A 23,146-nucleotide genomic window follows, 5' to 3' on the forward strand; every position below is an offset into this window, starting at 1 on the left:
ACAAGCAACTATAGTCAAGCTTCACACCAAAACACACCACAATAACTGCGGAACAACGGCCTGCGAATCAGGCGCCTACCAGATGGAATTAGTTCAAAATATTCATAATATCTGCAGGTGGTGCTACATTTCGCTGAGGTTTAGGGACCGCTACTTAGGCGCCCAATCGATACGGGCCAGATGCTCGCCACCAAACGATCTGTACGACTCGCACGGTCCCACAATGTCAACAACACCGTTTCCACGTCGTGCGACTCAACAACAACCGCGTTCAATGACGCTGCCTGCCCTGCTACCAACTGATAGTGAACCTGAGGACCCGCGCGCCTGTATTCCACCTGCTCAGCCCCAGCCTCGTCAATACGAGCCAACACTGTGCCGCCACTGTGCACCACCGATGCCTGCACGGGCATCGGCCCAACACGTGGCGAATAGCGTGCACGCGAAACCTGATAGGCAAGCCTGCGCAAACGCTCCACTTTCCTGCCGGTGATAACACCCGTATCGACAAGGTATTCGCATAGCGCTTCAGGTGTCTGAGAACGCAATACCACCGTTTTGCCCCTGCGCGGCAGGTATCCCAAATCTACGACAGTGTCAGCAATTTCTTGCCACGCACTCTCAGCGTCAAGGACCAGTCGACGTTGACGTGTGCTCGAACGCAAGTGCGTTGCGCGCCTATTTTCCTGACACACCTGATCTACACCAGCGGCGGGCCCTTGTTCTACGTGTACGCCGCGGAGGCGCTCGCTCCGACGATGGCGACGCACCACGGCGGGCGTGATTGCGCCAAGTACCACCAAGGATAGAAAGAAGGCGGCCAGTAAAACGCCATCATTGACAGGTATAGCAGGCAGTGCGACTCCGGTGTCTGCTACCTCAGAGGTGTCCGGCGTGTGCTGGGGTGTCTGCGCGTTGGTACTGCTCGGCGTCGGTACGGCCTGTTCGGATGATTCGGGGGCGGACGCTATCAGCGCCTCGCGCCCCTCAGCCCGCCAAGCAGAACCACCCGGAGTGGGTTCATACGCAACCCAACCCACCCCATCAACATGTATTTCAGGCCATGCATGCAGATCGCGGCTAGCAACGTTGGTCGCCCCCAGCTGGGCACGCGACACATAACCCACCGCGACTCGGCTGGGAACCCCCAAGGTGCGCATCATTACCGCAAAGGTTGACGCGTAGTGAACACAGTATCCGCTGCGCCGCTCCAGCAACGCTTCCATCACCGCGTATGGATTATCCGGCATGGTCTGCTCGGTGTAAGGCGCATTCTCGTCGTAAAAGAATGCCCCCGAGGTAAACCACTGTTGCAGGGCAAGCGCCTGGGCTTGCGCTCCCTGAGCGCCAGCAACGGCCTCGGCAGCCGTCTGCGACAACAAGGCGGGCACGCCGTCAGGTAAGGCCAAATAGCGTTCCATCTGCGGCTGATACGGGCCAAAGTCATCAAAAACGGCGTACTCGCTCGCCGTCTCCAGTGCCTGTGATGCGCCGTATGTGGAGACGTCGTCGCCCTGGGTTGTCCATCCGCCGATGGCGTAGGTTTGCCCGCGTTTAGTCATATCAGCGCTGGCACGAACCGTATCGGTACCCGGCACCCAGCCCCAATTTCCGACAGTGAATGTCTCCCCATCAACAAGGCTGCCAGCGATGCGTTCGACGAATGCCGTTGACTGCAGTACCGGCAGCCATGTGCTGTTCAGTTCCTTCACCGTCACCACAATTGTGCGGCTAGTGTAATAGGAGCGACCTGTGGCTATCCCCAAGCTCCGTAACTGTTCAACAGCACCAGCGTATTGGCCGCTGACCATATCGGGCATGGCAATTTCGGCCTCGTCCACTTCCCGCAGGCGAATGAGTTGAGAGTCGTCGGCATCGACGGGCTGCCACACGCCCTGAGTAAAATCAGCCAGCGTTGCCAAGACGAAGCGTGAAGTGAGTCCCTCAGGTACCCCTTGATAAGTGAAAACAGTGGCTGTAGATCCGCGGCGCAGGGCAGCGCCCAGGTCAACGGTGACATCAGGAGTGCTCGCGCCGATGGGTTGTTCGCTGCCGACACCTCCGCCTGCACTAGTGCTGGGGAGGTCAAAGGCCTCAATAATCATGCGTGGCGTCAATTCGGGGGCGGCATAAACAACGCCGCAGGACAGCGCAACGACAATGAGAGCTGCCCATGCTCTCCACATTCCGTGCCGAATGCGCGCGGTGATGCTACCAATTGCCGAGGCGTCGCCGCCCAAAGCCGCAACACGGACCTGAGCATGATGCGGCCACGAGGCATCGTCTCGCAACGCAGGTGCCACAAAACGTGGCGACGAGGCGAATAGGAGCACTGCCCACAGCACAACAAAAGGCACGACCTCACCGAAGTTGACGGGACGTTCAAAAACCTGCGGCACAATGAGGACAGGCGCTATGCTGGCTGCGCCCAGGATCAGCGGCAATTCAGCTGCGACAAGTACATATGCACACAATATGCCAACGCATAGCCCCGCAAACATGACAGTGTCATTGGCTACGTGAGTCATCACCATAGGTGCCTGCGACGAGGCGGCCAACACAGCAAATTCGCTGATCTTCACAGCTGGGGTGCTCACCCACTCGCCAAGTCGACCACCGGAATACAGAAGGTAGGCGCTGTACCACAAGGCAGCGCAGGTGGACAAGGTTGCTGCCCGAATACGCCACCGGGGAAGGAGCATGCGCACTAATGCCGCACCGATTAATGCGATGCTGAGTGCCATCCATGCCTCGACGCGCCACCGCCCAGTGCCAAAGATTGCCTCAAAAGCATCAAAATGCAGGCTCCACATGACCCACACGATGACGGCAGCAAGGAAGTATCCCCGCCGAGACGTACCAGGCCAGCCTGCACTGCTTTTACTCACTAGATCCTCACCATCGACAGCGCCTAGTTGGCACCCGCGGGTGCGCGCACTCTGCACCGCCTCGTGACGCCACTTCCGTCGAAACCTTCGGCGCCACACGTCACGGATATTTGCCGACATCACGAAGCCTCCACCCGCACCGTAGAATCGGCGCTCACCCGCAAGGTCACCCCTGTTTGCACACCAAAGTGGCTTGCGTCGTTAGTCGCGCCGGTAATGACGGTCGCCCCCTGCTGGCGCGCATAATCAATAGGTGCGGCATCGACACTCAGGGTTGCAACAGCCAGGGCACGTAAAACGGCACTGTGAGAGGCGCCCACAGGCAGGTAATAAAGTCCGCTGCCCACCTGAGCTTCAATATCGTGGGCACGCCAACGATCCAACAAGGCAACTGCCACCGATATGCCGCAGTCAAAATGACCCTGATCATCCCACGAATCATGCCGAGTATCGACAACCAGTGTCTTCAGCGGCAGCGCCGCACCTTCACGTGTCTTGACCAGCAGGTCGTGGTGCCGTGCGCTGTGTTTCCAATGGACGGCGCGCGGTGGATCCCCACGCCGGTATTGGCGAATCATCAACGCTTCGGCGTCACTATCATTATCCAGGCGATTTGACCTGCGTCCCTCCAGCCAAGCGTCTGCGATGGGCAGAGGATGTGGCACCGGTAGCACGACGACCTCGTTAACAACGGGCCGGTACATGCGGATACGTGCCAAACCAAGAGGTTCTCGCCACTTCAAGGTGACGCCACCAACGGTGACCACACCGCGCGCCGCAGCACGCACTGTGAATACCAGGGGCGTAGCAGCGCTGCCGGAGCACTCGTGATGCACGTAGTGTGTGCCTTCTGCGTCAGTGACCCGCGTGTCGAGGCTCAGATGCGCATTCATGTGATGGCGCGGTGCGAGCGTCATGAGGATGTGCACTTCCTGCCCGACGTATGGTGTGGGGGTCGAGGTGCGCACTGCAACATGGGGACGCAGCCACAGGCGGCTCGTCAGCGCCCACACGAGGCTCAGTATCACTGTGCTGACAAGGAAGATGGCCGCAACATAGAGTTCACGCAGCTGCGTCACCCACCATATGCCCGAAGCGACAATTCCCAGCGTAAGGAGGCCCCAGCCTCGTAACGTCAACGCCACCATCAGCCCACTGACACGCCACCGATACGCGGTCTTGCCTGCGACCAGCGTTGGTGCCTGCGCCGCGTCGCCGGTTCCCCCATCCTGTGGTGCCTGCGGGCCGTGGCGCTTATGCCATGTCATCCGCGCACCGGTGTTGTCGCAACGATACGTTCCACGACTGTGGAAGCTGCCTCATGTGCTGCTCCTGCCGAAGGGAAGTGCCCTTGAGGGATAATGCGGTGGGTCAGCACAAGGGGCGCACAACGGGCAACGTCGTCAGCTGTGGCGTAGGGACGCCCCTCGGTCGCTGCACGCGCACGGGCAAGGGCAGCCAAGTGGAGGGTGGCCCGCGGGGAGGCACCTAAACGTAGGCTCGGATCAGTGCGGGTGGCCGCCGTGATGGCCACACAGTAGCGAATCACGCGCTCATCCATATGAAGTGCCGACACGATCTGTCGGACCTGGTTCAGCGTGTCACTATCGGCAACTTGAGGCAATGTTTCCAGTGGGTCCTGCCCAAGGCGAGCAGCGACAAGGGCGGTCTCAGCCTCAGCGTTGGGATATCCCATGGTTATGCGAGCCATGAAGCGATCGCGCTGCGCTTCCGGCAGCAGGAAGGTGCCTTCCATGTCGATAGGATTTTGTGTCGCCAACACGATGAAAGGTTCTGGCAGCGTATAGGTGTGGCCATCAACTGTCACGCGGCCCTCACCCATGGCTTCAAGAAGAGCCGACTGGGTTTTGGGGGTGGCTCGGTTAATTTCGTCGGCAAGTACGACACCAGAAAAGACAGGGCCTGGGTGGAATCGGAAGTGCTGTGTCGACTGGTCGTAGATGGATACACCGGTGACATCGGTGGGGAGCATATCGGAAGTAAATTGGATGCGTTGAGCACTGATCCCACTGACCGTGGCTAGCGCCATTGCCAGACTTGTTTTTCCTACCCCTGGGACGTCTTCGATCAGTAGGTGTCCGCTGGCAAATAACACGCGAATCGCAGTGGTGATCTGCCGGTCTTTACCTGATATTGCGCGACTAATTGAACGTCGCATTGCATCGGCCAGTTGTGCAATATCAGTGGTCATCGCTGGCTCCTACCGCGTCGTCGACGTATGTGGCACGGTGTAATACTCCCACACCGGCTCTGCCTTTGAGCGATAACTGGCGCAGCGGTCACGTGGCAAAAATCGCATAGGATTACGGGGTGAGTACCCTACGCCCTTTTGATGACACCACAGCTGATAGCTCCGCCACCCTTTCAGCCTCTGAGGCCGAACGCGAAGTGTTGACGTGGCAAGGTTTTGGCGAGGCCACACGTGCTTTAGCGCACAGCATCGTCAATTCGGGGTGGATGCCTGAGCTCATTGTGGCCATTGCACGAGGCGGACTACTGCCTGCAGGTGCCCTGTCCTATGCGATGGGGGTCAAAGCGATCGGCACGATGAATGTCGAGTTTTACACGGGCATTGAGCAAACCCTTGACGAACCGTTGCTTTTGCCGCCACTGATGGACACCTCGGCACTGTCGGGACAGCGGGTCCTTGTTGTTGATGATGTGGCTGACTCCGGGAAAACGCTGGCAATGGTGATGGACCTGATTGGCCGTGAAGGTTTGAGTCTTGATGGTGCGACAACCGTACCTGTTGATGCACGTTGCGCTGTCCTGTACCAAAAACCACATTCGATTTTTGTCCCTGACTATGTGTGGAAAGGAACCGATCGTTGGATCAACTTTCCATGGTCAACGCTGCCACCGGTCACGCCGGACATTGAGGCACTGCGCTAACGGGGTAGACGAGAAATAACTGTCGGTACGAAGTCACTGAGCAGGCGTGTTGCGGGCGTGACCGGCGACGCGCTGCATGAATGAACAAGCTCCGCTGGGGGCGTGCGTGAACAAGTTGCACCGGATGAATGCAGACGCGGCGGATTCCCCTAGCTGGCCTCATTTGTGCGGCTAGTGGATTGGCGTCGAACGATCCTGTGTTCGACGATCACGTCATCCAATCTCGCTTCCCGGCCTTCCACAAGGTTAAGGAGTGCGCACAACGCACCCTGCACAATGGCTTCTTTTCCGGGGGACACGGTGGTGATCGTCGGAATGGCGTAGCGCGCCAACCCAATGTCGTCCCACCCGGTGAATAGTATATCGCCGGGTACATTGATACCCCGGTCGGACAAGGCTCGGATCCCTCCGAAGGCCAGTAGGTCATTCATTGCGAAGACGGCATCGGGGAGTGCATCCCTTCTCACCACTCGCATTGCTCGGTAGCCTTCTTCGAGGGTCCATGGCGATGCCGGACATTTCAGTATCGCCGACTCGTCCAAGCCCCATGCGGCCAGTTCTTCCATGAAGCCGCGTAGCCGCAGCCCACCTGCGGCCTGAGTGACTGGAGTGTCAGTAGAACCGAGCACAATAAATGACCGTGCACCTTGCTCAAGTAGGTGACGAGCCATTTCCCGTGCTGCTTCCACATTATTGATCGAAAAATGTGCGCGTTCCGCGTCGTGGATTCTTTCGCCAAGCAGAACCGTGGGAAGGGGGATGTCGAGTTCGTCCAGCTGTTTGGCGTCCATCTCAATCGTGGACAGAATCAACCCTTCTGCCATCCTTGCATCATATTGGGACAGGGCCACCCCTTCGCCGCCATGACCGGCATGGGTTTCAATGACTGCCACCGAGTAGTTGTGCCGTTCGGCTTCCGCGCGTACAAGGTGCGCGATTTCAGCAAAATACGGCCATGTCAGGTCAGGGATTGCCAGTGCAATGACACGACTGCGTCCTTGGCGCAGGCTGCGCGCGGCCGCATTGGGTCGATATTCCAGTGTCTTAATTGCGTGGAGGACTCGTTCTCGTGTCCGAGATGACACGTGCGCGTAGTTGTTGACGACATTGGACACTGTCCGTTGGGATACGCCCGCTACGCGCGCCACGTCGTGCATCGTCGGGACTCTATGTTCCCGCGGGGGCGTGGTGCTCATGAAATAATGTTACGGGTACTGAAACCGTTTCGAACCATGATTGTTATATCAAAACTCTGAAATAAACGACGTAACGATTCACTGCGGCCTGGGGATATTGTCACGCAGATACTCGATAAGCGCAGGCATTGACCGCTCAATTACTTCCAAGGTATCGACAAAGTCCTGATGCCCGCCGTACCACGGATCAGGAAGGTCTCGGTCGCCGCCGCGCGAATGTGGATCAAACTCTCGGAACATTCGAATCTGTGGACCATTTTCGCCACCGGATCTCTGGTATTGCCGACCTGACGGCCCTTGCCTACCTGCCTGGTCATTCCTGTAGCCTGCCCGATCGCGAAGACGATGAAGACTCCTGAGGTGATACTCGGTCATTGCCAAAATCAGATCCCAGTCCCCAATTTCGCTCATCTGCACCTGACGGGCACGATGATCGGGCACGCCATAACCGTTTTCACGTAAGACGCGGGCTGCACGCCGATCAATAGGGTTACCTCGTTCTTCGTCAGAGATACCCGCTGAGTCCACGACGATATCAAGACCCTGTGCGTGCGCATATTCCTCCAATACCTGGTGAGCCATCGTGGAACGGCAAATATTGCCGGTGCACACCATGAGGACGCGCAGCGTCATTGAGCCTCCCGAGCAGCCTCAACGAAAAGTGGAAGGTAAGCACGCACCGCGTCAACACTGCAGGCTGCTGCTTCGGCACCATCAATATGGAAGTCCTGACCGGCAACGGGACCACATAAGTCCGACACGGCGCGCAGCGAAATCCAGTCAGTACCCATCGACCACGCTATTTGAGCCATCGCTGTGGTCTCCATGTCGGTCGCGATCGCTTCAGGGAAGGCTTCCCGGATTGGCGTGACAATATCAGCGGTGATGAAGGAATCGCCTGACACCACCTGACCGTGGATAACACGGTGGGCGATCGCAACAGGCAAGCGTTGCGCTGCCACGGTCGCCGCAACACCGGCAGCGTAGATGTGCGGCATACTGGGTATTTGTCCACGTTCATAGCCAAAGGCAGTGGCGTCGGCATTGTGGTAGACGGCGCTCACGCCAATCGCGATATCACCGACACGGCTGTCAATATGCAGTCCACCTGTGGTGCCCGCGGCGATTACCACTGCAGGATGGGCAAGCATGAGGGCACGTGCCGTAGCCGAAGCAGCGTTGGCAATACCGACGCCACTGGTCACCACCAGCACGCGGTGTCCTTCGAAGTTGCCGAAGACGAAACTTTGCTGGTGTCCAGCGTCTTCGCCGATGAGGAGCGCTTCACGGCTATCGGCTGTCATCGCCGCCAAAAAAGGAGCAGCTTCCATATCCATTGCGCATTGAATAACGGCAACGACATCTGTGCGCGGTAGCCACAATGGTGTGGCTGTTGCGGCAGCGAAGGTGCCGGTATTGGGAGCGAGTTCCTCGCTGGTACCTGCGGTGGTTAACGCACTTACCGATGAGCTTTTCACTTCACGTCCTCTTTCATGACAATCTGCCACTGGTCGCGGGCTTCAAGGAATGAACGCACAGCCGCCTGCGCGTCCTCAAGACTATGGTTTGCGCCCCACCCACACTGGATTTCATTGGCGGCTGGGACTTCGGTTGCGGTCAGGATGTCTTCGAAGGAGGCGCGAAGGATCGGCAGAAATTCGTCGATGTCAACGCCCAGAAGCATCGCGTAGAAACCTGTCTGGCAGCCCATTGGACCAAAGTCAATGAGGCGGTCAGTGTGGTTTCGCATGAGTTCAGCGGTGAGGTGTTCAATGCTATGAACAGCGGGCATGTCGAGGTGCTCAACATTGGGTTGAGTGAAACGCACATCGTATTTGACTAACACATCGCCGCCAGGCAGTTCTTTACGGTCAGCAATACGAACATAAGGGGCCAGCACCTTGCGATGGTCAAGGTTGAAGGATTCCACATTCATGCGTTCAGTCATGACACAAGTCTATGCGTAGTGCGGCCCCCAGCGAAGAGCCATTTCGCTTCCTGTCGACCACCTCAAGGTACGCCACACAGCAGGCGACACTGCGACTACACTCATTGCATGACTTTTCCAACGACGGCACACAAAACAGCATCGCCAACAGTCACAAGACCTCTGTCAGTCGTTGAAATATTCCGCATTGGCATTGGCCCCTCGTCGTCACATACGGTCGGTCCCATGCGGGCCGGTCACGCATTCGCAGCGGAATTAGTCGGGTTTGAAACGCCTGCGCGCATCACCATCGACCTTTTTGGTTCCCTTGGTGCCACTGGTCGAGGCCACAACACAGACCGCGCTGTTCTCCTTGGCCTAGCAGGTTACACACCCGAAACAGTCACCACCAGCGAAGTCGAATCCTTATTGCCCAGCATTGCCCAAAGTCATGTCCTCCCCGTCGCATCGTGCGGTGACATACCCTTTGATCTTGCACGCGATCTGCGTTTTCTTGCCTCAACGGTCCTGCCGTACCACGTCAACGCGTTGACACTTACCGCACACCAAGCCAACCCCAGCGCCGCACCAATCTTGCAGCGGACCTACTACTCGGTGGGTGGCGGTTTCGTCATGGCACAAGTTGGTCCGTCGCCTCACGATGCTGGGGATCACCACTGCCCCACTGTCATACCCCTTGACGCAGACGGTGCTGAACCAGACACGAACGCCTCGGCAATCCCCTACCCATTCAGGACCGCAGCCGAACTCTTATCCCACTGCGAACGAAGCGGCGCATCTATCGCGCAACTCGTGCGCGCTAATGAGGAAAGCCAGCATGGCGCCGCCGCCCTTGAGGCGCACCTTGATTTGGTCGCCAATACGATGTTTGACTGCGTCGACGCGGGGATGAGTACGCGCGGGATTTTGCCGGGCGGCCTTGACGTGCCACGGCGCGCCCACTCCCTATCCGTCAAATTACATGAACGCGCAACGTTGCGCCCTGAAACGGCAGTGGGGGCTACACGGTGGGCATCTACACCAGATGACCCTATGCGTGCAATGGACTGGGTGAATCTATACGCTCTTGCAGTCAATGAGGAAAATGCTGCTGGCCACCGGGTGGTAACGGCGCCAACGAATGGGGCTGCTGGGGTCATCCCTGCCGTCATCGGCTACCTCACCGCCTACTGTCCCGAGGCGGGCGTTCCATTTGGCGCCTTCGCCCCCACCTCCGCCGACCGACTCACACCCTTTCGACTCTCACCTGCATGTATGGAAGGCGAGGCTTCGGCGCGCCGCCGCAGAGCGGTCCACGATTTCCTACTCGCCGCCACCGCTATCGGCGCACTCATAAAAACCAATGCGTCAATCGCGGGCGCCGAAGTGGGATGCCAAGGAGAGGTTGGCTCAGCCTCGGCTATGGCCGCCGCAGGCTTGGCACAGGCTTTGGGGGGCACACCCGCGCAGGTGGAGAATGCTGCCGAAATTGCGATGGAGCATTCCCTTGGCCTTACCTGCGACCCGGTAGCAGGTTTGGTGCAAATCCCATGTATTGAACGCAACGCCATTGCGGCAGTCAAAGCCATCAACGCCGCACGTATGGCGCTGTGGGGCGATGGGCGCCATACGGTGTCCCTTGACGCAGTCATTGAAACAATGCGTCAAACGGGTGCCGATATGCTGTCGAAATACAAGGAAACATCAGCAGGTGGTCTTGCCGTCAACGTCGTGGAATGCTGACTCGGGACCTACACCCATTGCGAGGCGCGCAGCCACAGCGCGTCGAAGGTTGGTGGTGCCACTGGCCAGCGCCTCGGCACGTACTTGCTCGGGTGGGGTGATGCAGACGACGTCGTGTACGCCGCCGCCTTCGATCTCCGCCAGATCATCGCTGACCTTGCCTGCGAAGACAATGAGTGGCACACGATAACGCTGCGCGAGCGCCGCAATACCTGACAGAGTCTTCCCATCAAGCGTCTGCGCATCGACCGCGCCTTCACCTGAGAGAACAAGGTCCGCGCCGGCTATCGCCTTGTCCAGCCCTATCGCGTCAGCAACAAGATGCACTCCGCTGGTCAGCTCTGCGCCAAGCAAAGCATGGAAGGCAAAACCTAAGCCCCCTGCCGCACCGGCACCCGGCGTATCAGCAAGGTGGCCGCAACCGGTCGCGTTCGCGAAGCTCGCTAGGGCCGCGTCGAAGACTGCAATATCGGCGTCAGCTACACCTTTTTGTGGGCCAAAAATTGCGGCAGCACCTGTGGGACCAACAAGCGGGTTAGTGACATCGCAGGCCACACGTATCCGCGAGCGCAGTATCCGCTGGTCAAGGCCGGTCATATCGACTGTGCGTACGCGATCAAGCTCCAGGGGGTAGGGGTCCACCCTCACTCCGTCAGAATCGACGAGGCGTACCCCCAGTTCCGTGAGCATTCCCACTCCGGCGTCGGTGGTAGCTGTGCCGCCAATCCCGATGACGAAATCTCGCACCCCGGCGTCGAGCGCGTGACGAATCACGATGCCAAGGCCTCGACTATTCGATGCGGCAACGTTGCGTTGTTCAGCCTCGATCAGTTCAAGTCCGATGACCGAGGCAGCGTCAAGGACTGCGCGCGCCTGGGCGCGACCATAGGTCGCACAGATGCTGCGTCCCAACGCATCGAGGGCCTCCACGGTGACGAGAGTGGCATTCCACGCTGGTGCAATCGTCGCAACGAAACCTTCGCCACCATCAGACATTGGCAGCAACACGCAGTGTGCTTGAGGCCAAGTGTCGAGGACACCGGCTCGCATGGCTTGAGCTGCTTCGATGGCACTCATACTTTCTTTAAAGGAATCAGGCGCAATAACAACGGTGGGCATACTGTTCCTTTCATCTTGTGGCAGCCAGGCACGTTCGTTGGGCAAATTAATGCGGCAGTGTCGTGGCAGGTGAGCAAAACAGGTCCGGCACAGTGCTGTCACCGCGCAGCCGCCTCAAAGCCGGGGCGGTGGGCCAACGAGTCCCGTGTAGGTGCCACGCTCAATTGGCCCACCACCATTGTCTGCCTTCGGTTACACCATCGGCAGCACGTAGGAGCCGATAATGACGAACACGATGGTAAATACCGAGGCGATGAATTGCGGCAAGGTATAAACCTTCAGGCCACCAGTGACGGAGAATCCTGGAATCTTCGCGGTTACCCAGAAGCCAGAGTCGTTGATAATGCCGATTGACAGCGCCCCCGCCAAACATGCGGCAGCGACCCACACAGGGTGTATGCCAATGGCTGGCGCAAGTGAGGCGAAAATCGTCATCGTCGTCAATGACGCCACGGTACCCGAACCGACCGCAACTCGGAATGCCATACCAACGAAATAGCAGGCTAAAAGCGCAACGAGGTGTCCGCCGCCTCGGCAATCATGTCGGAGATGCCACCAGCCTTGATGATCGCACCGAAGGAACCGCCCGCACCGGTGATCAACAAAACGATACCGGCTGACTGAATTGCCGTATTCGCTGACGTTTCCATTTCGGTGCGACTCATATTGGTGGCCGCCACAAGGTAGGCGACCAGCGTACCGATCAGCAGCGCAATGGTCTTGTTACCGATGACTGAGACAACGAGTGGTACATCTTCACTGTAGGCACCCCATACGGTGGAGGACAGAATCAGGATCAGCGGCGTAAGTTTCTTGGCTTCGCGTGCGCCTCCCATTGATGCTCTTCCTATTGACACTCTCCCGTTGAAATAAGACCCAAGCACCTATTGCGCAAAGGCCATGTGTCCTATGTCGCACCCCGCACACACTGTTGTCCACATTTACACCGCACAAAAACCGCATAAATCCACCACAAAACAACGATGCTTCTCTGAGTGCGCCCCACCTTCAGTGCTACGTCGTAGTCTGCCCCTATGGTCGAAGTGAGAATCCACGGTCGAGGAGGACAAGGGGTTGTGACGGCGTCCGATCTGCTCGCAATGGCAGCATTCACTGACGGACACCATGCACAAGCATTTCCCTCCTTCGGTTCCGAACGTACAGGTGCCCCTGTCGTATCGTTTTGCCGCATCACCGACACGGAAATTCGCACCCGCGAGCCCGTCCTTGAACCTGACGTGGTCGTCGTCCAAGACCCCACTCTCCTACCGGTGATGGACGTCTTTGCTGGCCTGAAAGCCAACGGCTATGCGCTGGTCAACTCCACAAAAAGCCTTGATGAACTAGGACAAGGACACATTGTCCAGGCTCACCCTCACGGCCACGTGCTCACCCTGCCCGCCTTCGACATTGCCCGCAAACACCTGGGCAGGCCCGTACCCAATGTCGTCATGCTTGGCGGAGTTGCCGCACTAACGGGCCTTATTCGCCTCGACTCAATGGCCGAGGCGATTCGCCGCCGCTTCCCTGGGCGCCTCGGTGAAGCAAATGTTGCTGCCGCCACCGAGGCCTTCGACACCATCAACACCCAAATTGGCATTCACACCTCTAAGGAGCCTCATGCGTGAACAAATCGAAGGCTCTCAAGCAGTTGCCCGCGCAGTCGCCACCTGCCGACCCGAAGTCATTGCCGCATACCCCATTAGCCCACAAACCCACATTGTCGAGGCCCTTTCCGCCCTGGTGAAGAAAGGCGAGCTTGCGTCCTGCGAGTACCTCAATGTGGAGTCTGAGTTTGGTGCGATGTCCGCGTGTATTGGTGCCTCCGCGGTTGGTGCACGCACATATACGGCCACAGCCTCCCAAGGCTTGCTCTTTATGGTTGAGGCCGTCTACAACGCCTCCGGCCTCGGGCTGCCCATCGTCATGACGGTGGCAAACAGAGCCATTGGCGCACCCATCAATATTTGGAACGACCACACCGACGCAATGAGTCAGCGCGATAGCGGATGGTTGCAGCTCTACGCCGAAACCAACCAGGAGGCTGTCGACCTGCATATCCAAGCATTCCGCATAGCAGAAGAACTGTCCCTGCCCGTCATGGTGTGTATGGACGGTTTTATCCTCACCCACGCCATGGAAATCGTTGACCTCCCCAGTCCAACGGACGTTGACCGTTTCCTACCACCCTACGAACCTCGCCAAGTCCTCGACCCGGCCAGACCCGTGTCTATAGGTGCGATGGTCGGTCCTGAGGCCTATACGGAAGTCCGCTATCTGGCGCACCACCGGCAACAACAAGCACTGGAACTTATCCCTCAAGTCCAACACGAATTCGCTGAAATATTCGGGCGCGATTCTGGTGGGCTGGTACGTCCTTACCGGCTTGACGATGCTGAAACCGTCATCGTGTCGATGGGCTCAGTCCTTGGCACCCTCAAAGACGTCGTTGACGAGCGACGCGGACGTGGCGAAAAGATTGGGGTCCTCGGCATCACCAGCTTCCGTCCCTTCCCCTTCGAGGCAGTGCGTGACGCCTTGGCTCACTGCTCACGGTACGTCAACCTCGAAAAGGCATTCCAAGTGGGGATCGGCGGCATCGTCTCGTCCCATTGCCGTAGCGCAATGCGCGGCCATAACGCAGCCAATTACGAGGTTTTTGCTGGCCTTGGTGGACGACCCATTACGAAAGCCTCACTGCACGCCATGCTCGATGAACTCGCTGCGGATACCCTCCCCTTCCAAACCTTCCTTGACCTAGACACCGACCTTGTGAACGCTGAACTTTCACGAGAGGCAGCCACGCGACGAAGCGGCCCTGTGGCAGAAAACCTCGTTCGTGACTCACAGGCCCGCACCGACGCCGTGCTGAAAACGGAGGATATGCGATGAGTGACATCGTTGAATTGGGAATCCCCCAGCTACGCGAAACCTCCATTCCTGCGCGTGAGCAGGTGAAGTTCTACCAGGTGGGTTCCTATGCTGTGGGTAACCGCCTGGCCGAAGAAGGGCAACGTTCCGTCCAATCCGACCCTGACCGTTTTAACTCTCTGACCTCTGGACATCGCGCTTGCCAAGGGTGCGGCGAAGCCCTCGGGGCGCGCTACGCCCTCGACAGTGCAATGGCCGCCACCAATGGGGACCTTGTCGCGGTTAATGCCACCGGATGCCTCGAAGTATTCTCTACCCCTTACCCTGAGTCGGCGTGGACCGTGCCCTGGCTGCACTCCCTATTCGGCAACGCCCCAGCGGTGGCTGCAGGTGCGGCCGCAGGGCTGCGCGCGAAAGGCAAAGCAACACGTGTTGTTGCCCAAGGCGGTGACGGAGGCACCGTGGACATCGGCATGGGATGCTTGTCAGGCATGTTTGAGCGTAACGACGATGTGCTGTACATCTGTTACGACAATGAGGCGTATATGAATACGGGTGTGCAACGATCAGGTGCCACTCCAGCCACGGCGCGCACAGCCACCACTCAGCCCGTTGGGGAGCGTCCCGGCAACGAGTTTGGCCAAGGAAAAGATATGGCACGTATTGCCATGGCCCATGAAATCCCCTACGTGGCAACTGCAACGGTAGCTGATTTACGTGACCTCGAATACAAGGTCAATAAGGCCATGCAGATTCGTGGCGCCCGCTATATTCATGTCCTTGTTCCATGTCCGCTGGGGTGGGGATCTGCCTCGAATCTCACCATTAAGCTTGCGCGCCTCGCCACCCAAACGGGCTTGTTCCCCGTTTTTGAAGCTGAAGGTGGTGAAATCACGTCGGTCACCAAAATCCGTAGGCCCGCTCCCGTCGAAGAATACCTGCGCCCACAGCGACGTTTTGCCCACCTATTTAAAGGGGAGGGCGACGCCGCCACGATTGCACGCCTTCAGGCCATTGCTGATCGCAATATTCGACGCTACGGCCTCATTGAGGAATCGCAGCTCGACGATGACGTGTTAGCGCGAGTCTTGGCTGCCCCAGAAGACCCGGAGGGCCGCTATTGCGCATTAATCCACGCCGCCTCGGAAACCAAACAGGGACGTGCCGCAGCCGAAGCTGCCACGTCAACGCGCCTCGATGCCACCGACGACGTTACCTTCACCACGATTCGCCCCAAAGCTGCGCCTCGTACGGCGCACCTTGCTCCGCCCGATGCCACCCACAACAGTGCAGAGAAGGAATAACGATGACTCTGGAAACGCAACCCTTTGCCATCACCCTTGGCGTCGGCTCTTCCCTCGCGAATGAAACCGGGTCGTGGCGTTCAGAAATGCCGATCTACGTCGACTTATTGCCGCCGTGCAATAAGGCCTGCCCGTCGGGGGAAAATATTCAACAGTGGCTCTTTCACGCCGAAGAAGGCAACTACGAAGCCGCGTGGCGCCAAATTATGCGCGACAACCCTCTGCCAGCCTGTATGGGCCGTGTGTGCTATCACCCTTGTCAGAGCGCATGTAACCGCGTTCAGGTGGACGAGGCTGTCGGTATTAACGCTATTGAACGTTTCCTTGGTGACAAAGCCATCGAGGCGGGGTGGACGGTGCCAGTGACAGCACCCGATACAGGTCAACGTGTGTTGATCGTCGGAGCGGGCCCATCAGGACTGTCGGCCGCCTACCATCTGCGGCTGGCTGGGCACAGCGTCCATATTAAGGAAGCTGGCCCCATGGCCGGTGGCATGATGCGTTTCGGTATACCTGCATACCGGTTGCCGCGCGGCATATTAGATGCCGAGGTGCGCCGCATTGAGGCGATGGGGGTGACCTTTGAATACAACTGCAAAGTTGACGACGTTGCCGCCGAAGCAACGCAGTGGGACGCGGTTTTCCTCGCGGTGGGTGCCCATATCGGGCGGCGTGCCTATATCCCAGCGGGAGAATCAGCCAAAGTGATGGATGCTGTGTCGGTCCTCGGTGGTGTTGAAACAGGTGAAAAACCCCTCTTAGGTCGACGCGTCGTGGTTTACGGTGGCGGTAATACCGCCATTGACATGGCCCGTACAGCGAAGCGTTTGGGTGCAGAAGAGGCTGTCATCGTCTACCGGCGTACACGCGACCGGATGCCCGCTCATGACTCTGAGGTTGTTGAGGCCGAAGAGGAAGGCATTATGATGCGGTGGTTATCCACCATTAAACATGTGGATGGACAGTCGCTCACTATTGAAAAAATGGAATTGGATGAGCAGGGGTTCCCTCAACCTACCGGCGAATATGAGGAATTGGGTGCTGATTCGCTCATTATGGCTTTGGGGCAAGAAGCCGACCTGTCGCTGATTGAGAATGCCCCCGGTGTGGAAATCAACGATGGTGTTGTGGTGGTCAATGATCAGATGATGACCGGCATACATGGTGTTTTTGCTGGCGGTGACATGGTGCCCTCTGAGCGCACAGTGACTGTGGCGATAGGTCACGGGAAGAAGGCCTCCAGGTATATTGATGCGTTCTTGCGCGGGACCACCTACACGCCACCAATAAAGCCTGGCGACGCAACCTTTGACCGTATGACACCGTGGTATTACGCCGACGCCCCCCAGCAGGTGCGTGAAAAACTTGAGGGTGCGCGTCGCGCGTCAACATTTGACGAGGTGGTGCGTGGCCTTGACGAAGAATCTGCACTTTTTGAGGCACGGCGCTGCATGTCATGTGGGAATTGTTTTGGGTGCGACAACTGCTTTGGGGTCTGTCCCGACAATGCCATTACGAAGATTAAGCCCGGGGAATACGAGTTCAAATACGACTACTGCAAGGGCTGTGGCGTCTGCGCTGAGGAATGTCCGTGCGGTGCCATTTCGATGGTGCCTGAACACATTTAGCTCGTGGTGGTAGAAGAGGGGAACCTTTCGGTACCTACGTGGGCCGATCAGGCTTAGCGCAGGTATGAACTGTAGCCACCGGTTCCAAGAGGCGAAGTGCCCGATACTCCGGCATGATGATGCCATAACACGTGAGTGTGACTGTGATTGGCATACACATAGGAGGCTCCCCTAATGGCGACACTACGGACGATTACCTTTGGCGGCGGCTGTTTCTGGGGTGCGCAGCGCCTTTTCCAACTTGTCCGCGGCGTTGTTGCCAGCGAGGTTGGTTATGCCAACGGACCGGTTGGTCCAGGCGGTGAGTATTGGTCCCGGCCAGTTACCTACGCTGAGGTCTGTGCATCCTCTGGTCACGTTGAGGCAGTTCGTGTCACCTATGACGCAGACGAGCGGAGCCTGCGTGATCTTCTTGACCTTTTCCTTGACACTATTGATCCTTTTGCGATCAACGCACAGGGGCCCGACCACGGCGTGCAGTATCGCTCCGGTATTTATTGGTCTGACGAGGCTGATCGTGCACTTATTGCCGAGGCCGTGGCCAACTGCGAGGCCCGCCTCGGGTCCGCAATCGCCACTGAAGTAGAGCAACTCCGTGATTTTTGGCCTGCCGAGGAGCATCACCAGGATTACTTGCTGAAGAATCCAGCGGGATACTGCCATATTGGTCCTGTTGCCTTCGCCAAAGCACAAGCCTTGTAGAGCAAGACCCCCGTTACCCGTTTTCCTGCACGGTCAGGCTGCACAACGAGCGCATGTATGTGATGAGTGTGCTTTGCGGAGCCGACGCCTCAAGGCTGCGCAGCGGGCGCATGTGTGGGCTGAGTGTGGTGCAGCGTTTAAATCCATATACACACTCAATGGATGAACATGGAGATAGCGTCCGGTGTGTTCAGAAGTCCATTTCGTCAGAATTCGGGTCTGCGGCAGCATTAGCAAGTAGAGCGGTACGCGCTGGCGAGTTGATGGTGGCAGTGAAGAAACGTGGGGAGCGATCAAGGTCGATGGTGACACCAGAGCCAAGAGTCCATGTTGCACTATTGAATCGTCCATCGTTTGAGAGTGTGGGCTTACCATAGTGCGCCTGTAAGGCCTCAACCACGTTGTGGAACAGCTCAAGATTCAAAGGACCAGCTTGTGCTTCCTGATCTTTTGCCACACGTGTAACCAGAGGGAAATCCACGGAACCAACCTGTCCTTGAAGGCTGGTCACAAAGCTGTCACCTTCGTCGGCGGCAAGGTCGCCCCCGAAAAGCAATGCTTTTCCTTCAATGGGACGCCACCCAAGACCTAAAGCAATAGTGTGAGCCTGATCTGTCGTCAAAGGCCAGGGTGCCCTCGCCCAGGTATTAATTATTTCCAGGCAACGCTGGAGAGGAATGATTCGAAATCCACTCATGATGGTGGCCTCGCTCTCACGGTCGTCATTGATTGAATACACGTGGAACTTCACCCGTGATCGTCACGGTCGACGATGGCCTGGTCCGTCACGAAGGGTGAAGCCTCTGGGTTATGTGTCACATGAAACTCTAGCAACTTCCTCACATAGCGTGCACCAGATCACATCTTTACCAAACCGTAACCATTGTTATACGTTTGCAACCATCAGATGATGGACATGTAAAGCCGCAATCCTTTGAGTCAACTAGGCTTTATCGGGCAATGGAGTTTCTCGATACCGAGAAATCTCTACCTGAACACAGGAGGCATCCCATGAACCTCAAGAGGACTTGGCTGGCAGCCCCCGCTGCCCTTGCCCTGGCACTCTCGGCTTGCGCAGGTGACGCAAGCACTTCCAGCGACACTGCAACAGAGACCACAAGCACCACCGCCTCGACTGGCATCGTGATGGTGAACGGCTCAGAACCAGCAAACCCACTCATCCCCGCAAACACCAACGAAGTTGGCGGCGGCAAGATCATCGACCTCGTGATGGCTGGCCTGGTCTACTACGACGCTGAAGGCAAGACCGTCCTCGATGGTGCAGAATCCATCGAAACCGAGGACGATATCACCTGGACCGTCAAGCTCAAGCAGGACCGCAAGTTCTCCGACGGTACCTCCGTTAAAGCCAAGAACTACGTCGAAGCCTGGAAGATGGGCGCCAAGGAAGCCATGCTTTCCGCATACTTCTATCATGACATCGTTGGCGCCGACGACGAGGGCGTAGGCGACCTCACCGGCCTCGAAGTTGTTGATGACTACACCTTCACCATCACCCTTAAGCAGCCTGCTGCTGACTGGGCCGACCGCCTCGGCTACTCCGCATACTACCCGCTGGCTGACTCCACCCTGGCTGACCCTGCAGCCGGTGGCGAAAACCCCGTGGGCAACGGCCCCTACATGCTTGACGGTGAAGGCGCGTGGGAACACAACGTACAGATCCGCCTGGTGCCGAACCCTGAATACGTTGGTGACAATACTGCGCAGAACGGCGGCGTGACCATCACCTTCTACAGCTCGCAGGATGCTGCATACGCTGACCTACTCAACGGCAACCTCGACGTCCTTGACACCGTCCCGGATTCAGCATTCACCACCTACGAAACCGAACTTGAAGGCCGCGCCGTCAACCAGGCATCTGCTGTCTTCCAGTCCTTCACCATCCCTGCTCGCCTCGCTCACTTTGACGGCGAAGAAGGCAAACTGCGTCGCCAGGCCATCTCCATGTCCATCAACCGCGACGAGGTGACTGAAGCAATCTTCGGTGGCACCCGCATCCCCGCCAAGGACTTCTCGTCCCCCGTCGTTGACGGCTACACCGAGAAGGTCCCCGGCAACGAGGTCCTCACCTACAACCCTGAAAAAGCAAAGGAACTGTGGGCACAGGCTGACGCCATCTCCCCATGGGACGGCACCTTCAAGATTGCGTACAACTCTGACGGTGGACACCAGGCATGGGTTGACGCTGTGACCAACCAGATCAAGAACACCCTGGGCATCCAGGCTGAAGGTGAACCCTACGCAGACTTCAAGTCCCTGCGTGGCGCCGTCACCGACCGTTCAATCCAGACTGCCTTCCGTACCGGCTGGCAGGCTGACTACCCCGGTCAGTACAACTTCCTTGCTCCAATCTATGGCACCGGTGCAGGCTCGAATGATGGCGACTACTCCAGCGCTGAATTCGACAAGCTCCTCAGTGAGGTCTTCACCCAAGCCACCCACGAAGAGTCCCTGGCTAAGCTCACCGAGGCTCAAGCAGTCCTCATGACTGATCTGCCTGCGATTCCGCTGTGGTACTCCAACGTCACCGGCGGCTGGTCCGCCAACGTTGAAAACGTGGTCTTCGGCTGGAACTCCGTGCCGCTGTACCACCAGATCACCAAGAACTGACACTGAACGTCCTCAACGCGTGACGTATTGAGCTTGTGGCGGGTGACTGTGGTCACCCGCCACAATGCATTTCGCCACGAAGGTCACACCAAGCACTACTGCGGCACATTACGGTCGCCTATTGCACCGCCCGCAACAGACGCCCACCACGGTGACCAGTAGAGCCCACCCACTTCACCCCAGTGTGGTACAGGCCTCGTAATATCTCATTTGCGGAACTTTTACCCTATTATTTCCAAGTGCCCACATTACGTTAATGGCACACCCTTAGCCACGGCGCTAAGGCTTCCGAAGCTGCGTCACAGCAGCCCCTAATCCCAGAAGGACACCCATGCTGCGCTATATCGGACGGAGGCTCCTGCAGACCATTCCGGTCTTCTTCGGAGCGACGTTCCTGATCTTCGCGATGGTCTATCTCATGCCAGGCGACCCTGTTGCTGCCCTCGGTGGCGAACGCGGCTTGTCTGAGGAGGCATACGCAAGGATTCAGGCCGAGTACAACCTCGACAAACCCTTCTGGATGCAATATCTGCTCTACCTTAAGGGCGTTTTCACCCTTGACTTTGGAAAAACCTTCTCAGGCCAGCCTGTCATCGACGTCATGGCTCAGGCCTTCCCTGTCACCTTGCAGCTGGCGATCTACGCACTCCTCATCGAAGCGATCCTAGGTATCACCATCGGTGTCATCGCAGGCGTGCGCCGCGGCGGAATCTTTGACTCCACCGTCCTTGTTTTCTCCCTGGTCATTATTTCGGTGCCGACCTTCGTCATCGGCTTCGTCATGCAATTCTTCCTCGGCGTGAAACTCGGCTGGTTCCCCACCACAGTCAGTAACAACGTGTCGTGGCATTCGCTCACCATGCCCGCCATTGTGTTGGGCGCCATCTCCCTGGCCTACGTCCTGCGCCTCACCCGCCAATCAGTTTCGGAAAATGTCAGCGCTGACTACGTCCGCACAGCACGCGCTAAGGGTCTTCCAGGTGGCCAAGTCATGACCCGCCACGTGTTACGCAATTCGTTGATCCCTGTGGCCACCTTCCTCGGCGGCGACCTTGGATCCCTCATGGGCGGTGCAATCATCACCGAAGGTATCTTCAACATTAAGGGTGTCGGCGGCACGCTGTGGCAAGCCATCACCAAGGGTGAACCTGCCACCGTCGTGTCCATTACCACCATGCTCGTCCTGGTGTATATCGTGGCCAACCTCCTCGTTGACCTCCTATACGCCGTGCTCGATCCGAGGATCCGCTATGAGTGAGTACATCCCTTCTGCAAATATTGCCCGCACGCGCGCGGGTCAAGCCCACTACGTGTCTGACATTGACGAAACCGGTTTGGGCGCCGTTGACGCTGTTGCCGACGACTCCGCCCCCTCGTCAATGTGGGGAGAAGCGTGGAAGACACTACGTAAGCGTCCTCTTTTCTGGATCGCCACAGTCATCATTTTCTTCGCCATTGTCATTTCGCTGTTCCCGCAGCTCTTCACCAGCCAGGACCCACAGTTTTGCGAGCTGGCGAACTCCCTGAAACCCGCACGCGACGGACACCCCTTTGGCTTTAACCGTCAAGGATGTGATATTTACTCCCGTGTCATCTACGGTGCACGTTCTTCTGTTGCGGTCGGTATTTTCACCACGATCCTCGTCACCGTCATCGGCGCGACCCTTGGGGCACTGGCTGGATTCTTCGGTGGCTGGCTTGATGCGCTTCTGAGCCGTATCACTGACATGTTCTTCGCCATTCCGCTACTCCTTGCCGCGATCGTCGTCATGCAGATGTTCAAGGAAAGCCGCAATATCTGGATGGTCATCATTGTCCTTGGTGCATTCGGTTGGACACAGATTGCCCGTATCACCCGTGGCGCTGTCATGTCGGTCAAGAACGAAGAGTACGTGACAGCTGCCCGCGCTCTTGGCGCATCCAAGGCGCGTATTCTGCTGTCGCATATCCTCCCTAACGCGATGGCTCCCATCATCGTGTATGCGACGGTGGCACTAGGTACCTTCATTGTTGCCGAGGCCTCCCTGTCCTTTATGGGTATTGGTCTGCCTCCGTCCGTGGTGTCGTGGGGTGTGGATATTTCTCAGGCACAGCAGTCCCTGCGCACCCAGCCGATGGTGCTGTTCTACCCTGCTTTGGCCCTGGCCCTAACCGTTTTGAGCTTCATCATGATGGGTGATGCCGTCCGTGAAGCCCTCGATCCGAAGGCGCGCAAAAAGTGAGT

Annotated in this window: 21 protein-coding genes; 10 read left to right on the forward strand and 11 right to left on the reverse strand. The window is 57.8% G+C overall.

Annotated elements, in window-relative coordinates:
- Positions 1-140: 140 nt before the first annotated feature.
- From G438_RS0106820 to G438_RS0106830, 3 genes are all read right to left on the reverse strand, one after another.
- Entirely contained in the window at positions 141-2,888 is a 2,748-nt protein-coding gene (locus G438_RS0106820; RefSeq protein WP_165569243.1) for a transglutaminase TgpA family protein, read from the reverse strand.
- A gap of 119 nt (positions 2,889-3,007) precedes the next feature.
- The gene (locus G438_RS0106825; RefSeq protein ID WP_026460670.1) at positions 3,008-4,156 is read right to left on the reverse strand and encodes a DUF58 domain-containing protein; all 1,149 of its coding nucleotides are present in this window, start codon (positions 4,154-4,156) and stop codon (positions 3,008-3,010) included.
- Positions 4,153-5,100, reverse strand: coding sequence for an AAA family ATPase (locus G438_RS0106830; protein ID WP_026460671.1), 948 nt, complete (start codon positions 5,098-5,100; stop codon positions 4,153-4,155). Before G438_RS0106830 ends, G438_RS0106825 begins: the two co-directional genes overlap by 4 nt.
- A gap of 119 nt (positions 5,101-5,219) precedes the next feature.
- Between G438_RS0106830 and G438_RS0106835 the strand changes: the two genes are divergently transcribed.
- Positions 5,220-5,801, forward strand: coding sequence for a phosphoribosyltransferase (locus G438_RS0106835; RefSeq protein ID WP_026460672.1), 582 nt, complete (start codon positions 5,220-5,222; stop codon positions 5,799-5,801).
- 149 nt (positions 5,802-5,950) lie between these two features.
- Here G438_RS0106835 and G438_RS0106840 read toward each other — a convergent pair whose 3' ends face one another.
- The 4 genes from G438_RS0106840 to G438_RS0106855 form a co-directional block, all read right to left on the reverse strand.
- Complete coding sequence (locus G438_RS0106840; protein ID WP_051259390.1) at positions 5,951-6,997, reverse strand: LacI family DNA-binding transcriptional regulator; 1,047 nt, start codon at positions 6,995-6,997, stop codon at positions 5,951-5,953.
- Positions 6,998-7,075: 78 nt separating this feature from the next.
- Complete coding sequence (locus tag G438_RS0106845) at positions 7,076-7,630, reverse strand: low molecular weight protein-tyrosine-phosphatase (RefSeq protein ID WP_026460674.1); 555 nt, start codon at positions 7,628-7,630, stop codon at positions 7,076-7,078.
- A complete protein-coding gene (gene mtnN, locus G438_RS0106850; RefSeq protein WP_026460675.1) occupies positions 7,627-8,379 on the reverse strand; it encodes a 5'-methylthioadenosine/S-adenosylhomocysteine nucleosidase in 753 nt (250 codons plus the stop codon). The genes G438_RS0106845 and mtnN overlap by 4 nt, the downstream gene beginning before the upstream one ends.
- A gap of 92 nt (positions 8,380-8,471) precedes the next feature.
- Positions 8,472-8,945 (reverse strand): S-ribosylhomocysteine lyase, encoded by a 474-nt coding sequence (locus G438_RS0106855; RefSeq protein ID WP_026460676.1) that lies wholly within the window; start codon positions 8,943-8,945, stop codon positions 8,472-8,474.
- 108 nt (positions 8,946-9,053) lie between these two features.
- Between G438_RS0106855 and G438_RS0106860 the strand changes: the two genes are divergently transcribed.
- Complete coding sequence (locus G438_RS0106860; RefSeq protein ID WP_051259391.1) at positions 9,054-10,667, forward strand: L-serine ammonia-lyase, iron-sulfur-dependent, subunit alpha; 1,614 nt, start codon at positions 9,054-9,056, stop codon at positions 10,665-10,667.
- Here the strand turns inward: G438_RS0106860 and G438_RS11295 are convergent.
- The 3 genes from G438_RS11295 to G438_RS12705 all read right to left on the reverse strand — a co-directional run bounded on the left by G438_RS11295 (position 10,629) and on the right by G438_RS12705 (position 12,622).
- Positions 10,629-11,786 (reverse strand): glycerate kinase, encoded by a 1,158-nt coding sequence (locus tag G438_RS11295; protein WP_051259392.1) that lies wholly within the window; start codon positions 11,784-11,786, stop codon positions 10,629-10,631. The genes G438_RS0106860 and G438_RS11295 overlap by 39 nt on opposite strands.
- A 192-nt stretch (positions 11,787-11,978) precedes the next feature.
- Positions 11,979-12,272 (reverse strand): GntT/GntP/DsdX family permease, encoded by a 294-nt coding sequence (locus G438_RS12700; RefSeq protein WP_026460678.1) that lies wholly within the window; start codon positions 12,270-12,272, stop codon positions 11,979-11,981.
- 17 nt (positions 12,273-12,289) lie between these two features.
- Positions 12,290-12,622 (reverse strand): GntT/GntP/DsdX family permease, encoded by a 333-nt coding sequence (locus G438_RS12705; protein WP_026460679.1) that lies wholly within the window; start codon positions 12,620-12,622, stop codon positions 12,290-12,292.
- A 198-nt stretch (positions 12,623-12,820) separates the two neighbouring features.
- On the opposite strand from G438_RS12705, the gene G438_RS0106880 reads away from it, so the two are divergent.
- The 5 genes from G438_RS0106880 (at position 12,821) to msrA (ending at position 18,291) form a co-directional block, all read left to right on the forward strand.
- On the forward strand, positions 12,821-13,414 hold the full coding sequence (locus tag G438_RS0106880; RefSeq protein WP_026460680.1) for a 2-oxoacid:acceptor oxidoreductase family protein: 594 nt from the start codon (positions 12,821-12,823) through the stop codon (positions 13,412-13,414).
- On the forward strand, positions 13,407-14,678 hold the full coding sequence (gene porA / locus G438_RS11305; RefSeq protein ID WP_034285601.1) for a pyruvate ferredoxin oxidoreductase: 1,272 nt from the start codon (positions 13,407-13,409) through the stop codon (positions 14,676-14,678). Before G438_RS0106880 ends, porA begins: the two co-directional genes overlap by 8 nt.
- A complete protein-coding gene (locus G438_RS11310; RefSeq protein WP_084403184.1) occupies positions 14,675-15,961 on the forward strand; it encodes a thiamine pyrophosphate-dependent enzyme in 1,287 nt (428 codons plus the stop codon). Before porA ends, G438_RS11310 begins: the two co-directional genes overlap by 4 nt.
- A gap of 2 nt (positions 15,962-15,963) precedes the next feature.
- The gene (locus G438_RS0106895) at positions 15,964-17,589 is read left to right on the forward strand and encodes an NAD(P)-binding protein (protein ID WP_051259393.1); all 1,626 of its coding nucleotides are present in this window, start codon (positions 15,964-15,966) and stop codon (positions 17,587-17,589) included.
- Positions 17,590-17,763: 174 nt separating this feature from the next.
- On the forward strand, positions 17,764-18,291 hold the full coding sequence (msrA, locus tag G438_RS11315) for a peptide-methionine (S)-S-oxide reductase MsrA (RefSeq protein ID WP_034285603.1): 528 nt from the start codon (positions 17,764-17,766) through the stop codon (positions 18,289-18,291).
- Positions 18,292-18,481: 190 nt separating this feature from the next.
- On the opposite strand, the gene G438_RS0106905 is transcribed toward msrA, so the two are convergent.
- Positions 18,482-18,988, reverse strand: a complete 507-nt coding sequence (locus G438_RS0106905; RefSeq protein ID WP_276201094.1) for a DUF6301 family protein — start codon at positions 18,986-18,988, stop codon at positions 18,482-18,484.
- A 314-nt stretch (positions 18,989-19,302) separates the two neighbouring features.
- Here G438_RS0106905 and G438_RS0106910 point away from each other — a divergent pair, with 314 nt between their 5' ends.
- The 3 genes from G438_RS0106910 (at position 19,303) to G438_RS0106920 (ending at position 23,144) form a co-directional block, all read left to right on the forward strand.
- Positions 19,303-20,922 (forward strand): peptide ABC transporter substrate-binding protein, encoded by a 1,620-nt coding sequence (locus tag G438_RS0106910; protein ID WP_026460683.1) that lies wholly within the window; start codon positions 19,303-19,305, stop codon positions 20,920-20,922.
- A 331-nt stretch (positions 20,923-21,253) separates the two neighbouring features.
- Positions 21,254-22,180: an ABC transporter permease gene (locus G438_RS0106915; RefSeq protein ID WP_026460684.1), complete on the forward strand. Its 927-nt coding sequence runs from the start codon at positions 21,254-21,256 to the stop codon at positions 22,178-22,180.
- A complete protein-coding gene (locus tag G438_RS0106920; RefSeq protein WP_026460685.1) occupies positions 22,173-23,144 on the forward strand; it encodes an ABC transporter permease in 972 nt (323 codons plus the stop codon). Before G438_RS0106915 ends, G438_RS0106920 begins: the two co-directional genes overlap by 8 nt.
- Positions 23,145-23,146 lie beyond the last annotated feature (2 nt).

It is taken from the genome of Schaalia suimastitidis DSM 15538, from assembly GCF_000429105.1.
GTDB classification, from domain to species: domain Bacteria; phylum Actinomycetota; class Actinomycetes; order Actinomycetales; family Actinomycetaceae; genus Pauljensenia; species Pauljensenia suimastitidis.